The sequence below is a fragment of the Thermostichus lividus PCC 6715 genome (assembly GCF_002754935.1).
Lineage (GTDB): Bacteria > Cyanobacteriota > Cyanobacteriia > Thermosynechococcales > Thermosynechococcaceae > Thermosynechococcus > Thermosynechococcus lividus.
In genome coordinates this window covers 601,812-616,446 of record NZ_CP018092.1, presented here as the reverse complement: position 1 = coordinate 616,446, position 14,635 = coordinate 601,812, and the positions used below count along the sequence as shown (strand labels likewise).

The following is a 14,635-nucleotide window of genomic DNA, read 5'->3' as shown; positions in this document are numbered from 1 at the left end:
GATAGAGCCTTAGCCCATAGTGGGGTCGGGAGGTTTTGATGAATGTGGATCGCCGACTAATGCGGGCTGTTGAAACCCTTGGCTACCGTGTCACTGCCGGGGATGTGGCAGCGGCGGTGGGGTTGCCACTCCAGGAGGCAGAAAGGGGTCTCCTTGCCTTGGCAGGGGAGGTCGGCGGTACGCTGCAAGTTGCTGAAAGTGGCGATATTGCCTACGTGCTGCCCCCCAACTTTCGCAGTATTTTGCAGGCAAAGTATTGGCAACTGCAACTCCATGCACTGTGGCAGCGGGTCTGGGGGGTGCTGTTTTATCTTATTCGCATCTCCTTTGGTATTTTCCTCGTGGTGTCTATTGTCCTGATTTTCTTGGCGATCGCCATTATTCTCATTGCCTTAGCAACCCAAGGCCGCAATAGTGACGATAGCAATGGCGAGGGTGGTTCATGGGGTGGTGGCAGCATTCGTTGGTGGGTTTTTCCGGACTTTTGGTTTTTCTTTGGGGATACCTCCTCGCGACGGCGATCGCCGGTGTCCAGCAGCGCAACGAGAGGGCGCAGCAGAGATGACAGCGAAGAGATGAACTTCTTTGAAGGGGTCTATTCGTTTTTATTTGGGGACGGTAACCCCAATGCCGATCTTGAGGAGCGCCGCTGGCAACTGATTGGTCAAGTTATTCGCCAACATCAAGGAGCCGTCATAGCGGAGCAGATTGCCCCCTACCTTGATCTCGGCGATCGCCCCAGCGATGACGAGTCTTTTATGATTCCGGTGCTCAGCCACTTCAATGGCCGCCCCGAGGTAACTGAAACGGGTCAAATTATCTACCGGTTTCCTGATCTGCAAACCACCGCAGGGCAACGGCGGCGGCCTCAGCCCTCCTTACCCCCCATCCTAGAGGAGCATCTCTGGCGGTTTAGTCGTGCACCGGCGTGGCAAATTATGGTGGCGATTGGCCTTGGCTGCGTCAACCTCATTGGTGCCCTCATGCTCTGGTACCTGCTGGGGGATGGCGAGATTGCCCAAGAGTTAGGGGGGCTAGTGGCCTTTGTCGCCTCTATTTTTTGGGTGTTATTGGGGTATGGCCTTGGCTTTTTGGGAATTCCCCTAGGACGATATTACTGGTTACTGTGGCAAAATCAGCGCATTCGCGATCGCAATGCCCGCCGCTATCGCTATGCGGCAATTTTGGCGAACCCCAGCACCGAGGTGCAAGCCAAACTGAGAGCGGCTCAAGCCTACGCCCAAGAGAGACAGGTTGATGAGGACAACCTTGCCTACCGCTCTGATCAAGATCTTCTTGAGCAGGAACTCGCACAATCAGAGAGAATTGATCGCGACTGGCAGCGGCGGCTCAAATCGGAGTAAGCCATGGGCACAGCACAGCACTCGCTGCGGCAAGCAGCCGCCATGGGGGATCTGGGGGCAGTGCAGACCCTCCTCACCCAAGCGTTGGCTCCGAAGGGGATTCAGGTTGAGGTGCAGCACAAAAGCCAGTGTTTATACTTGGGGTTACTGTGTCCAGCACCGGTGCCCGCGGCGATCGCCCTGACGCTGTTGAGCCGCGAACTAGTGCAGTGGCCCACCTACCCAACCTTTAGTGCCATTGTTAGCGCCTACCATCAGGACGCTCTGCTGTGGGAAACGTCCCTTGACCTCACTAGCTGCAGTCGCCTACAGAAGGTGGCTCAGGGCGACCTCCTGCGCACTGCCTCACCACAACCGTCTCCAGCCCCTCCCTAGCCGTGAGCAAGGTGAGTCTGCCCGGGCAAGACCCCACGAGCAACGACTGGCAGGTGGTTGTAGCAGGGATCGGTCTGGCGCTACTGGTGCTCAGTTCCGAGCAGGTCACCTTTTTGTTGAGTCCATTAATCACACTGGTGCATGAGCTGGGGCACGCATTCACCGCATGGCTGTTTGGCTATCCGGCCATTCCTGCCTTTGATTTTCGCTACGGCGGTGGCGTGACGCTGCATGGCGATCGCGTCGGTTTTTTAGTGGTGCTGCTTTACGCTGGGTTAGCAGGCTTGGCCTACTACTGTCGCCACCATCGGCCGCTATTGATCGCCCTTGGCGTATTGACCGCAATCTACACTCTTTTTGCCCTGAGTCCCATTCACGAGATGCTCTTTGTAGCGATGGGGCACGGCTTTGAACTCCTATTTGCGATGATTTTTCTCTACCGTGCGCTGAGCGGCTGGGGGTGTCGCTACGCCATTGAGCGCCCCCTTTATGCCATGCTGGGCTTTTTTATTGTGCTATTTAATATGCGCTTTGCGTGGCAGTTGCAGTTCAACGATGTGTTTCGGGAACTCTACCTCATGGGCAAAGGGGGAATTGATCACGACTTGGTGCGCCTAGCGCGGGATTTTTTCCATACGGATTTAGCCACTGTGGTTGGCCTGTACGGCTTCTTGGTGATTCTTGCACCCGTTGTTCCCTTTGTGCTCTACCGCTATCGATCGCAGCGCTTTCCCTAAGACACTGGGAAGGTGAGACCTGCCATGAATCGCAACACGCCCTGCCTCAGGATCGGGATTGATCGCAGAGCCAGCAAACCACCGCGACGGAGCAGGACAAGGGGGAGCCAATTATTGGAAAAGAGACGATTCAGAAGGTCGGTGAAGGCCAAGGTCAGGCTGTTTTGCCAAAACCGCTGCCGCTGAAACTGCCGCAGTTGAGGGTAGCTGCCAATGTCTTGGGGGGCGATCGCCTGTAGTTGTGCTGCCAATGCCCAGACATCTCGCAGCCCCAAGTTTAAGCCCTGCCCTCCCACCGGATGACAGCGGTGTGCCGCATCGCCAATGACCACGCAGCGATCGCCCACGTAGGAATTCACCTGCATCAGTTGGGTGGGGAAGATAAATCGCTCACTCACGCCAGTGATCTCTGCCATAGCGGGGTCAAGGTAAGGCCGCAACCGCTCTAAAAAGGCAGCATCCTCCAGCGCCAGAACCGCCGCCGCCATCTCATGGGGCAGCGTCCAGACCACACGGTAGCGATCGCCCGGCAAAGGCAACACCCCCAGCGGGCCGGTGGGCCAAAAGCGCTCGTAGGCCAGCACGGGTTGGGGATGGGCAACGTTGAGGGTGGCCACAACGCAGGATTGAGGGTAATGCCAGCCCCACGGTTTCAGACCCATTTGCTCCCGCACAGCAGATTTACCTCCATCCGCCGCCACAATCAACCGGGCGCTGAGGTGAGCCACCTGTGGCTGAGCCAAGTCAGCACTCACTAGGGTTAACTGAGCGCGATCGCCCCCCCCTTGAGTTTCTATCACTCGCCATGGGCAATAGACCACCACATTGCTGGCCGCCTTGAGCGTCGCCTGTAGCGTGTCCACCAGCACAGCATGCTCGGCCACATAACCAATGACCTCCGTGCCTAAATCCTGCGGGTCAAAACGCACTGTCTGGGAAAAGGTACCATCCGAAAGTTGTACCTGCTCAAAGGGCTGAATCCGGGGGGCTAAGGCCTCCCAAACCCCAATCTCACGAAAAAACTGTCGCGACACCTGATGCAGCGCATAGGCTTGCCCCTTGGCGATCGCCCCGGCGGTGGGCACCGCTTCAATTACGGCGACCTTAAGAGCGCTCTGGCGCAGGGCACAGGCTAAACTAAGGCCAACCACTCCCCCCCCAACAATCGCCACATCCACCGGCGGTAATTGGCAGGGAACGGCTGGAGCACAGGGGTCGAACGGCAGAAACGAAGAGGTCATCACAGGAGTTTGGGTGCAATAAGGCAACTGAGCAGTTCCATTTGGATTTTAACGCGCTCTCCTGAGCCACAGGAATTTCGGGGTCGGCCATTCCTGCGTAACGTTTTGTAAATATAATAATAAAAAGCTTTTCACGATCGCCCCAAAGCTGGGTTAACAAACAGTAGGGTCAAACAAGGATAGCGTCATTCATGCGAGTTGCAATTGCTGGTGGGGGTCTAGCAGGATTAGCCTGCGCCAAGTACTTAGTTGATGCGGGGCACACCCCCATTATTTTTGAACGTGCCGCTGTGCTGGGGGGGTTGGTGGCAGCATGGCAAGATGCCGATGGCGACTGGGTAGAAACAGGGCTACACGCCTTCTTTGGGGCGTATCCCAACATGTTGCAACTACTTGAAGAATTAGGCATTAGCGATCGCCTGCAATGGAAGCGCCACGCCTTGATTTTCAATCAGCCGGAAAATCCCGAAGTGCTCTCGTGGTTTGATGTTCCCGATCTGCCTTCCCCCATCAACGTGCTGCTTTCAATCCTGCGCAATAACGATATGCTGACGTGGGAGCAAAAACTGCGCTTTGCCTTGGGTCTGTGGCCAGCCATTGTGCGGGGGCAAAAATATGTTGAAGCTATGGATAAATACACCCTCCTCGAGTGGCTAGAGCGCCAAGGCATTGATGAGCGGGTGAACTCGGATATTTTCATTGCCGCCTCAAAAGCCCTGACCTTTATTAACCCCGATGAGGTCTCTGCCACCATTCCCCTCACGGCCATGAACCGCTTTTTGCGGGAACGCTATGGCTCAAAAATTGCCTTTTTGGATGGGTCACCCCCTGAGCGGCTGTGTCAGCCTATTGTGGAGTACATCACGGCACGGGGCGGCGAAGTGCACACCAATGTTGCCCTGCGGGAAATTGTGCTCAAAGAGGATCTCTCCGTTCAGTGCTTTGTCATGGCGGATTCCGAAAGTCAACGCCGCTTTGAGGTAACTGCCGATGCCTACGTCTCAGCCCTCTCGGTGGATGCCATCAAGCTACTGCTGCCGAAACCTTGGCAAGAGCTACCCTTTTTCCAAAAACTGAACGGCTTGGAAGGGGTACCCGTGATCAACGTACAAATTTGGTTTGACCGCAAGCTGCCGACGGTCGATCACCTCCTCTTTTCGCGATCGCCCCTGCTGAGTGTGTATGCCGACATGAGTGAAACCTGCAAAGGCTATGCCGACCCCGATAAATCCATGCTGGAGTTAGTGCTAGCCCCCGCCGCCGAGTGGATTGGTCGCCCCGATGCAGAGATTATTGAAGCGACACTTGCTGAACTGGCAAAATTATTTCCAAATCACCTGCCGGAACCTGCTAAAGTGCTGAAAGCGGCGGTTGTGAAAACCCCCCGCTCGGTTTACAAAGCAACCCCCGGTCGCCAAGCCTTCCGTCCCGATCAGGTCACCCCCATTCCCAACTTCTTTCTATCCGGCAGCTATACAATGCAGCCCTACTTGGGGAGTATGGAAGGGGCGGTACTTTCTGGTAAGCTGGCAGCGCAGGCGATCGCCCAGCAGCCCCCTATGCCCTCTACTCAGACTGTCGCCAATGCTGCAACTGCCTAGAGCCGAGTACGCCCCCCCTTGATTCCCCTTGACGAAGCCTACGAGCTGTGCCGCCAAGTCACAGCCACCTACGCCAAAACGTTTTACCTCGGCACGCTCCTGATGCCCTTGGCAAAGCGGCGTGCCATTTGGGCGATTTACGTTTGGTGTCGGCGCACGGATGAACTGGTGGATGGTCCGCAGGCAGCCACCACCACCATGGCCACCTTAGATGACTGGGAAGCCCGCCTCGAGGATATTTTTGCCGGGCGACCCCACGATGCGATGGATTTGGCCTTAACCGCCACCTTGGAACAGTTTCCCCTCGATATCCAGCCCTTTCGGGATATGATTGCCGGTCAGCGGATGGACTTGCACCGCAGCCGCTACGAAACCTTTGCCGAGCTAGAACTGTACTGCTATCGCGTGGCTGGCACCGTTGGCTTAATGTCCCTTGAGGTGATGGGGGGAACCCCTTTAGCGATCGCCTCTGCGCGCCATGGGTCGATCCCTACCATGCTAAGGGCACCCTCAAGGATCAGGCCATTGCCCTAGGCATTGCCAACCAACTCACGAATATTTTGCGGGATGTTGGCGAGGACATGCGGCGGGGGCGTATCTATCTGCCCCTTGAAGACCTGCACGCCTTTAATTACAGCGAAGCCGATCTGCAGCGAGGCGTGATCGACGATCGCTGGCGTGCCCTCATGCAATTCCAGATTCAGCGGGCGCGGGAATTTTACCGTGAAGCAGAGGTGGGCGTGGCCTACCTTGAGCGCGATGCCCGCTGGCCGGTGTGGTCTGCCCTGATGCTCTATCGCGAAATTTTGGATGTCATTGAGCGCAATGGCTACGATGTGTTTAATCGCCGCGCCTTTGTCTCGGATCTGCGCAAAACCTTTTTTATTCCCCTCTCTTGGCTGAAGGCCACGTTCTAGGGGCTATGGCAGACCTCTATATCAACTGGGACGACTACCATCGCACCATTGAGCAGTTGGCGATCGCCATCCACGACTCTGGCTGGCAGTTTAATCAAGTGCTTTGCCTAGCTAAGGGGGGCTACGGGTCGGGGATATTCTCAGCCGCCTATTTCGGCAGCCCCTAGCCATTCTGGCGGTATCCTCCTACACAGGAGTGCATAACCAAGAACGGGGGCGCATCACCTTTGGCCATGACCTAACCATGACCACCGCCAACCTTGGCAGCCATGTGCTCCTAGTCGATGACTTGGTTGATTCCGGCGTGTCACTGAAAAAGACGCTACGCTGGCTCGACGTAAAGTACGGCTTTGCAATTGAAGAGATTCGTACTGCAGTACTGTGGTACAAGGCCGCCTCCTGTATCACGCCCGACTATTATGTGCACTACCTACCGGACAATCCGTGGATTCATCAGCCCTTTGAGCGCTACGAACAGTTGAGTGTGACCGATTTAGCCGCAACCTTTAGCCCCTGTCCATGACCTCATCCCTCCACACACCTCTGCAATGGCACCGCCGTCATATCCTGTCGCTCCAGGACTTTAGCGTTCCAGAGCTAGATATTGTCCTGCAAACCGCCGCCAGCTTTCAGGAGGTACTGAATCGCCGCACCAAAAAAGTGCCAACGCTCCAAGCTAGGGTGGTTGCCAATCTCTTTTTTGAAAGCTCCACCCGCACTCGCAATAGTTTTGAACTAGCAGCCAAGCGTCTCTCTGCCGATATTCTTAACTTTGCGCCGGGAACCTCTGCCCTCAGTAAGGGGGAAACCATTCTGGATACCGCCAAGACCCTCTGGGCGATGGGGGCGGAATTCATGGTTATTCGCCACCAACAGTCGGGGGTGCCCCACACCATTGCGGCTGAAATGGATCGCCTTGGCACTCAGGTGGCGGTTCTCAATGCCGGGGATGGCCTGCACGAGCACCCCTCCCAAGCCCTTTTAGATTTATTTACCCTCTGTCAGCTTTACAGTCCTCGTCAGCCCCGCTGTGAACTTCTCCGGGGGAAAAAAATTGCCATTGTCGGAGATATTCGCCATTCCCGGGTGGCACGCTCCAACCTCTATAGCCTGACGACTGCTGGTGCCGATGTGCATCTGGCAGGGCCGCCGACCCTCTTGCCGCCTGAGTTTGCCAAGTATGGGGTCACCCTCCACTGGCAGCTAGAGCCAGCCCTCGCCAAGGCCGACATCGTGATGACCCTGCGGTTGCAGCGGGAGCGCATGGATCAGCATTTGATTCCCAGTTTGCGCGAGTATCACCAACAGTTTGGCATTACCCACGAACGGCTACGGCTGTGCCAGCCCCACGTGCGGGTTCTGCATCCGGGGCCTGTGAACCGTGGGGTAGAACTGAGTTCCGCCTTACTTGATGATGGGCACGTCAGCCTCGTGAACCAACAGGTGACCAGTGGTGTGGCGGTGCGGATGGCCTTGTTATATTTGATGGGGAGTACGCCGGACGCAGGTGGATGATTACGGTAACCTTTTTGCCCGAGAACGTATCGGTGAGTGCTGAGGCTGGGGAATCGTGGTTGACCGTGGCCGATCGCGCCGGGGTTGAGATTCCCACGGGCTGCTGTATGGGGAGTTGTGGTGCGTGCACGCTGGAGCTAGAAGATGGCGAGGAAATTCGCGCCTGTATTTCCACCCTTGCGGGCGATCGCCTCACCGTGACTGCCTCTGTTTTTAGTGACCCAACTTGGTAAGGTTCCTGCAGCTTTTCTCGCAAGGATTCTGTAGATTTTTGGTTTTTATTCACATTGTTTTATTCACATTGCTAAACCTCACTAAAAAAGAGGCGGCTCTTTTGGAACCACCTCTGAGCTACTTTTAGTCTTCAATGCGCCTAGGCATCGAAGTAAAGGGCAAACTCGTAGGGATGGGGACGCAGTGACATCGGAATCACTTCGGTGTCGAGTTTGTACTGAATCCAGTTGAGGATAAAGTCTTCGCTAAAGACCCCACCAGCGGTCAAGAAGCTATGATCCTTTTGCAGATTTTCTAGCGCTGCCATCAAAGAACCAGGGGTAGAGGGAATTTTGGCCAGCTCTTCAGGGCTGAGGTCGTAGATATCGACATCCAGCGGGCTACCAGGATCAATTTGATTTTTAATACCGTCAATCCCTGCACACAGCATGGCGGCAAAGGCTAAGTAGGGGTTACTGGTGGCATCGGGGCAGCGAAACTCTAAGCGCTTTGCTTTCGGGTTTGTGCCGGTCAGCGGAATCCGCACAGACGCGGAGCGGTTGCCTTGGGAGTAGGCTAAGTTCACCGGTGCTTCAAACCCCGGCACTAGACGCTTGTAGGAGTTAGTCGTCGGGTTGGTGAAGGCCAACAGCGCTGGGGCATGCTTAAGAATACCACCAATGTACCAAAGAGCGGTTTGGCTGAGGTTGGCATAGCCATCGCCCCAAAAGAGCGGCTGACCATCTTTCCAAATCGATTGGTGGGTGTGCATGCCGGAGCCATTGTCATTGAACACTGGCTTGGGCATGAAGGTAGCCACTTTACCGTGCTTGCGCGCCACGTTCTTGACACAATACTTATAGGTCATCAGCCAGTCTGCTGCTTGAATAAGGGTGCCAAAGCGCAGACCCAACTCGCACTGACCCCCCGTTGCCACTTCGTGGTGGTGTTTTTCAATGGGTACCCCACATTTGGCCATCGTTAAGAGCATTTCCGTACGCAAGTCTTGGAGGGTATCCGTTGGCGCAACGGGGAAATACCCTTCTTTGCCGCGGATTTTGTAGCCAAGGTTGCCACCGTCTTCTTCACGGCCAGTGTTCCAAAGACCTTCAGCGCTATCAATATAGTAGTAGCCCGATTTTTGATTTTGGTCGTAGCGAACATCATCAAAGACGAAAAACTCAGCTTCTGGCCCAAAGAATGCCGTATCGCCAATGCCAGTGGCTTTTAGGTATTCAATGGCACGGGTGGCAATGGAGCGGGGACAGCGATCGTAGAGTTCACCAGTGCGAGGGTCTTTAATAGTGCAGATCATGCTGAGGGTGGGTTCTTTCATGAAGGGATCTTCCCACGCTGTCTCAGGATCGGGCACCATCATCATGTCGGATTCGTTGATGGCTTTCCAACCGCGAATGCTGGAGCCGTCAAAGGCAACACCATCGCTAAACGAGCTTTCATTTAATTGGCTCTTGTGAACGGTCAAGTGTTGCCATGTTCCGGGCATGTCAATAAATTTCAAGTCGATTAACTCGTACTTGCTGTTGATCAAATCAAGGATTTCTTGGGGCGTTGCCATGTAAGGTTACTCCTTCTATGTTTGGGCGCACCGCAGCGACAATCTATGGTAGAAAGTTGACTTCACCGTTTTTTGTATCGCAGGCTACCAAAAAGCCTTGATTCTCGTTGCAGCATGATTCCTTACGAACGGTGGTTCCTCAATGGGACGCCGCCAAGGAAGCTTTGGGGTATAGGCGCGGCATGATTAACAGGCCAAGCCCTAAGCCAGCGATCGCGCCAAAGGGAAAGACCACCCAGTTAGAGTAGTCCCAGACACCGTAGTGTTGTAATGCCCACTCTAGGGGGTAAAACAACATTAACAGGATGGCAACTGCCCAGCCACGGCCCCCGTACTGATGCAGCCAGTACCATTCCTGAGCGGCGGGCGATCGCCCAATCCACACGCGGGTCAGCAAGACGGCCATCAACGTCCCATAACAGCGCATACACACAGCCATCGTCCAAGGGGGTGCCAACACCACGCCCATCTCTGGTTGGGGACAGACGTGGTTCCCCATGGTGTAGATAATGTGGGCAATCCGGGGTAAAAACAGAAACTGACTGGCCGCTAAGAATGGAGCCAACAACGGCCCAAGGAGTAGAGCAGCAAGAAGGGTGTCTAGCCAGAGCGAGGCGGGCGATCGCCGTCGGTTCATAAACGCTTACGCTATATTTGGTAGGGAGCACTCCATAATTTACCAAAGCTTCGATAATGTCGGCAATTCAGTGGTCTCACGCTTCTACCCTAGAGGACTTGAAGTATTCCCAACATTCTAAAATTGTCACCATTGCTCAAGGCGATAGATTGGGTTGATCTGCATCAATTCTGATCCTAGACGTAAATAAATATGACAATTTATGGTTTGGAATTTTCCGCATACACATTTGTGAGGGGATCAGTTATACACAAATAGAGAGCGAACCAGATTGGTTGGGGTCGTTAGGCAATTACCGGAGGAATATACTAAATGGTTGGCGATAATAACACAACCTTTACTGGCTGGCTGGCCAATGTTGTCAATGAAATTGGTTTAGCGTGGTGGGTCAAGGTTGAAACACAGCAGCCCCACTGCATCTACTACTTTGGGCCGTTTCTCACTCCAGCCGAAGCCGATAAGGAAAAGGACGGTTACCTTGAAGATTTGAAAGCAGAAGGTGCTGAAGGCTTTGATGTCGAAGTATTGCGGTGTCGGCCTCAGGATCTGACAATTGATGAGGAAATGGCAAAAAAGCCTCTGATGCCCCTTAGTTCTGCCGTGCCTTAAACAGCAGGGTGACCTCAGACGGCGGCGGAGTCGTTAGAGGTTATCTGGCCACGAGGGGATAGATTGCTCTGATGGTCAGCACGGTTCCTAGGAACGATCTTGTGTTGTGGGCGATCGCCTTCATCGCAGGTTGCATCCTTACCCTTGTTCAAGGGGGCTGGCTGATTGTCCTAGGCACTGGAGGCTTGTGCTGGTGGCTACGGCGACAGCGTTGGGGACGCTCCCTCTGGCTGCGGCTTCCTACCTCTCGCAGTGTGGCAATCGCCACCGTCGTTGCCCTGCTGGCCATGAGCTACCTGTGGCTGCGCACGCCTCAGCCCACAGTCACGGATATTAGCGGGGTGGTTAGGCGGTTGGCAGACCTCAACTTGCCCCCCACCGTTGCGGTGACGGGTGTTGTCCAAACCACCCCATTGCCCAACCGTGCTGGACGGCTGCGCTTTTTTATGGCGGTGGAGCAGTATCGCAATGTCAGCCAACAGGCCAGTCAGGATGCACTATTGCGGGGTCGTGCCAGTGGCCGTCTTTACGTGACGCTGCCCGGGACGATCGCCGCCGATCTCCATCCAGGTCAACGCATTGAAGTCAAAGGAACCCTCTACCGTCCCCGCCCCAGTGGCAGTCGTTTTATCCGCACCTTTAATTTTCAGCGCCAGTTGCAACTCCAGAACACCTTTGCTGGGTTAACGGGCGAAGAGCTTAGGGGGCTTGATCACGGCTCCGGTTGGGGGTTGTGGGCGATTCGGCAGCGCATTACCGCAGCGCATCGGGCAGGTTTAGGCGATCGCCATGGCTCATTAGTGTCGGCCATGGTGCTGGGGTCACGAGCGGTAGCGGTGCCCTTTGAGCTGCGGGATGCCTTTCGGCGGGTGGGGCTTTCCCATGCCTTGGCTGCATCAGGGTTCCATACGGCTATCCTCTTAACGGTAGCGTTAACCCTAGTGCGCCCGTTCCCTGAGCGTTGGCGGTACAGTTGTGGCGGTGGCGTTCTGATCCTCTTTGTGTGCCTCAGTGGCTTTGCACCGTCGGCCATTCGGGCGGGGCTGATGGGGTTAGCCAGTTTAGCGGCCTTAGCAGGCAACCAAAAGGTGCAGCCCCTAGGCGCCTTGCTAGCGATCGCCTGTGGCATGCTGCTTTATAATCCCCTTTGGATTGAGGACATTGGCTTTCAACTGAGTTTTTTAGCCACCCTTGGGCTGATTGTTAGTAGCCAACCCATTAGCGATCGCCTTGACTGGTGCCCCGGAGTCCTCCGGAATCCGCTAGCTGTTCCTTTGGCGGCGACGATTTGGGTTTTTCCCCTATCCCTAGCAATTTTTGGTGTCTTTCCCGTATATGGTCTCCTTGCCAATGTCCTCACGACCTTTCTCCTCGTCATGCTGACCGTCGGCGGTTTCATCAGTGCCCTTGGCGCGTTACTCCTGCCAACGATTGGAGCTAGCATTGCCACCGTGCTCTACTGGCCAACGGAGCTATTGGTCTGGTTCGTGCAGCACATTGGCCAATGGCCGGGCGCAACCATTGCGTTGGGCACCCTCGGCTGGGGACAAGTGGTGGTGCTGTATGCCCTGATCGTGCTGGTGTGGTGGCACCCATGGTGGCAACACCGCTGGCTTGCCGTCTTTACCGTTGGGTTAGCCCTCGTGGTACTGCCCTTCCTCATCCGCCAGCAGATGCTGTTTCAAGCCACTGTCTTAGCTACAACCCGTGTGCCGATGTTGGTCATTCAGCAACCGGCGGGGACGATCGCCCTCAATGCTGGGGATCCCCATGTTTTGACCGCATTTTTAGCCCAAGAGGGCATTAACCGAATTGATTGGGCGATTGCCAGCGATCGCCGATCCCAGAACTGGCTTGACGTTCATGCCACCACCCCCCTGCGTCGCCTCACTACCGTGGCCACGGCCAACAGCGACCCTGCCTATCAGCAAATGCTGGCAGCCCTACCCGTTGAACACCACACTTTGCTGCCCCAGCAACCGAGCCGCTTGGGGAACGTTGAGATTACAGTACAACGAGCCGATCCTGCGATTCTTCGGTTCAACCTTGGTCGCAGTGATTGGTTATTTATTAGCGATCCTGCCGCTGACCAGCACCACTGGTTGAGGGGTGCCCCTGTCGCTACCCCGGATGTTCTCTGGTGGTGGGGGCGTCGGTTTGACCTGCAACTGTTAGAGCACATTCAGCCTAAAGCGATTATTTTTAGTCAGGCACGGCTGGCACCACAGATCAGTACAGCCCTACAGCAAAAAAATATTCCCTATTTTATTGTCGGCAGGGATGGCGAGATCCGCTGGACCCCCAAAACCGCGCTAACGGCCAATCTCGATGCCAGCAATGATGGAATTTTCTAAGACCTGGTTAGGTTGAGTTTTGCCGAGGTGAGGGTGTCCTGTAACACCTGCTGAATCCGTTCCAGATCCGGGGTTTTCCCTCCCATGAGATCACCAAAATAGACGCAGGCTGCCTCTCCCAATGCCCAAGTATAGGCCGCAGCCCAGGAGGCAGCGAGCACCGACCCCACCCCAGGAACGAACTTAATCAACTGCTGACCGATCAAGCGGGCGACAAACCCACCGCCAATCGTGGTTAAAATTCCCCCAGCTTGCGATGGTGACAGCGTTTGACCGTACAGCTGCCCGAGCAGAATCACCATCACCACCTGCACTGCTACCAAGACCGGCATCGTGGCAAAGGGAAAGGGTACCGCCGAGAGCGTGCCCGCCATCACCGCAAAGGGCGCAATGTAACGCCGTCCCACTTGGCGATAGAGTGGGGCAAGGCGATCGCCAAGGTCTGAGTGCACCACCAGCTGCCGCAGCATATGAGCCTCTGCCTTGGGCAGCACAGTTTCTAGGGTTGCTGCTAAGGATTCAAACCCGTAGAACAGCGGTGTGTAGCCATCTTCCTCCAAGGTAAAGTCAATCGGAACCACGCGATCGCTAATGTCAGCAAAGCGCTCTGTTAACCCTGCGATCGCCAAGGTGAGATCAGGGAAGTCCGGCGGGTAGGGCGGATGATTCTCTTGGCTGGGTGGATATAACTCGTGCAAGCAGGTAACTGCCACTAAAAAGGGAATGTCGGGATGATGGCGTTTGAGTTCCTTGGCCACCTGATAGAGGCGATCGCTGGCAAAGTCTGTGACTTTCAGGGTTAGAATAATCACCCGTGCCCGCTGACTCTCCCGCAGAAGGTGATCCAGTTCCGCCACCACCTGCTCTGTCTGGGCTGGGGTTTCCCCTAACCCCACCGTGTCGGTAAAGGTGATCAGGGGTAAATCCGCTGTCGGGTAGTGATAGCGTTGCGTCTGACGTGTATGGGGGCGAAAGCCCGAACCCACAATACTTGGGGAGGCTCCCGTCATCCCTCGCACAATTGAACTTTTACCCGATTGGGGCTTGCCAATCAGTAGAACTTCGGTCACAGGAAGCTGTTGCCGCGCTGTTGCCAACACCTCTGCCAAGGCCGTGGCATCCACCTGAAACCAGCGGGTTAGCGATCGCAGATACTGGGGGAGTGGCTTAACGTTGGCTTTCACCACGCTGATCATCACCGTAGCTGGGAGACTCGCGATAGATCGCATCCAGTTGTGCCCGGGCATCCTCCACACTTAGGGAGCGCATCACCAGTAATGGCTCATCAATGACATGGCCATGGCTATCGAGCAGTTCGGGATGGCTAACGGTTCGCCCCCGAGGGGCGGCAGACTGTCGCTGCGATTCAATCCCTAAGGTCAACAAACTCCGAATAAGGTTGGCCATTGCCAATAGTGCCAGTACCGTAAAGGCAACAATGTAAAGCAACTGCAACATGAAAAGAGCACCTCCGAGCCAAGAGTTTAAGACAATAA

13 protein-coding genes and 2 pseudogenes are annotated in these 14,635 nt (G+C 55.3%); 10 read left to right on the top strand and 5 right to left on the bottom strand.

Annotation, left to right across the window (positions count from 1 at the left end):
- The first annotated feature begins 59 nt into the window (after nucleotides 1-59).
- From BRW62_RS03110 to BRW62_RS03105, 3 genes are read left to right on the top strand one after another with little or no spacing between them, the layout of a single operon-like run.
- The gene (locus tag BRW62_RS03110; protein WP_227517535.1) at nucleotides 60-1,364 is read left to right on the top strand and encodes a hypothetical protein; all 1,305 of its coding nucleotides are present in this window, start codon (nucleotides 60-62) and stop codon (nucleotides 1,362-1,364) included.
- Between the two features lie 3 nt (nucleotides 1,365-1,367).
- Nucleotides 1,368-1,739: a hypothetical protein gene (locus BRW62_RS13245; RefSeq protein WP_198406132.1), complete on the top strand. Its 372-nt coding sequence runs from the start codon at nucleotides 1,368-1,370 to the stop codon at nucleotides 1,737-1,739.
- An 11-nt stretch (nucleotides 1,740-1,750) separates the two neighbouring features.
- Nucleotides 1,751-2,476, top strand: coding sequence for a hypothetical protein (locus BRW62_RS03105; RefSeq protein WP_198406131.1), 726 nt, complete (start codon nucleotides 1,751-1,753; stop codon nucleotides 2,474-2,476).
- On the opposite strand, the gene BRW62_RS03100 is transcribed toward BRW62_RS03105, so the two are convergent.
- On the bottom strand, nucleotides 2,473-3,717 hold the full coding sequence (locus BRW62_RS03100; RefSeq protein WP_198406130.1) for an FAD-dependent hydroxylase: 1,245 nt from the start codon (nucleotides 3,715-3,717) through the stop codon (nucleotides 2,473-2,475). The two genes, BRW62_RS03105 and BRW62_RS03100, sit on opposite strands and share 4 nt — an antisense overlap.
- A 191-nt stretch (nucleotides 3,718-3,908) precedes the next feature.
- Between BRW62_RS03100 and pds the strand changes: the two genes are divergently transcribed.
- From pds to BRW62_RS03075, 5 genes and pseudogenes are all read left to right on the top strand, one after another.
- Nucleotides 3,909-5,318 carry a 15-cis-phytoene desaturase gene (pds, locus tag BRW62_RS03095; protein WP_099798234.1) on the top strand — a complete coding sequence of 470 codons (1,410 nt, stop codon included), beginning with the start codon at nucleotides 3,909-3,911 and terminating at the stop codon, nucleotides 5,316-5,318.
- Between the two features lie 18 nt (nucleotides 5,319-5,336).
- A pseudogene (locus BRW62_RS15035) lies at nucleotides 5,337-6,235 on the top strand (phytoene synthase).
- Nucleotides 6,236-6,240: 5 nt separating this feature from the next.
- Nucleotides 6,241-6,758: pseudogene (locus tag BRW62_RS03085) on the top strand (phosphoribosyltransferase).
- On the top strand, nucleotides 6,755-7,750 hold the full coding sequence (locus tag BRW62_RS03080) for an aspartate carbamoyltransferase catalytic subunit (protein WP_099798233.1): 996 nt from the start codon (nucleotides 6,755-6,757) through the stop codon (nucleotides 7,748-7,750). Before BRW62_RS03085 ends, BRW62_RS03080 begins: the two are co-directional and overlap by 4 nt.
- On the top strand, nucleotides 7,747-7,983 hold the full coding sequence (locus BRW62_RS03075) for a 2Fe-2S iron-sulfur cluster-binding protein (protein WP_099798232.1): 237 nt from the start codon (nucleotides 7,747-7,749) through the stop codon (nucleotides 7,981-7,983). The genes BRW62_RS03080 and BRW62_RS03075 overlap by 4 nt, the downstream gene beginning before the upstream one ends.
- 140 nt (nucleotides 7,984-8,123) lie before the next feature.
- Here the strand turns inward: BRW62_RS03075 and glnA are convergent, their stop codons facing one another.
- Complete coding sequence (gene glnA / locus BRW62_RS03070; RefSeq protein WP_099798231.1) at nucleotides 8,124-9,539, bottom strand: type I glutamate--ammonia ligase; 1,416 nt, start codon at nucleotides 9,537-9,539, stop codon at nucleotides 8,124-8,126.
- A gap of 139 nt (nucleotides 9,540-9,678) precedes the next feature.
- A complete protein-coding gene (locus BRW62_RS03065; RefSeq protein WP_099798230.1) occupies nucleotides 9,679-10,176 on the bottom strand; it encodes a DUF2085 domain-containing protein in 498 nt (165 codons plus the stop codon).
- A 312-nt stretch (nucleotides 10,177-10,488) separates the two neighbouring features.
- Between BRW62_RS03065 and BRW62_RS03060 the strand changes: the two genes are divergently transcribed.
- Nucleotides 10,489-10,785 carry a DUF1816 domain-containing protein gene (locus BRW62_RS03060; protein ID WP_099798229.1) on the top strand — a complete coding sequence of 99 codons (297 nt, stop codon included), beginning with the start codon at nucleotides 10,489-10,491 and terminating at the stop codon, nucleotides 10,783-10,785.
- A 71-nt stretch (nucleotides 10,786-10,856) separates the two neighbouring features.
- A complete protein-coding gene (locus BRW62_RS03055; RefSeq protein ID WP_099798228.1) occupies nucleotides 10,857-13,139 on the top strand; it encodes a ComEC/Rec2 family competence protein in 2,283 nt (760 codons plus the stop codon).
- Here the strand turns inward: BRW62_RS03055 and BRW62_RS03050 are convergent.
- Complete coding sequence (locus BRW62_RS03050; protein ID WP_227517533.1) at nucleotides 13,136-14,335, bottom strand: GTPase family protein; 1,200 nt, start codon at nucleotides 14,333-14,335, stop codon at nucleotides 13,136-13,138. The two genes, BRW62_RS03055 and BRW62_RS03050, sit on opposite strands and share 4 nt — an antisense overlap.
- On the bottom strand, nucleotides 14,307-14,597 hold the full coding sequence (locus BRW62_RS03045; protein WP_099798226.1) for a DUF2973 domain-containing protein: 291 nt from the start codon (nucleotides 14,595-14,597) through the stop codon (nucleotides 14,307-14,309). Before BRW62_RS03045 ends, BRW62_RS03050 begins: the two co-directional genes overlap by 29 nt.
- Nucleotides 14,598-14,635 lie beyond the last annotated feature (38 nt).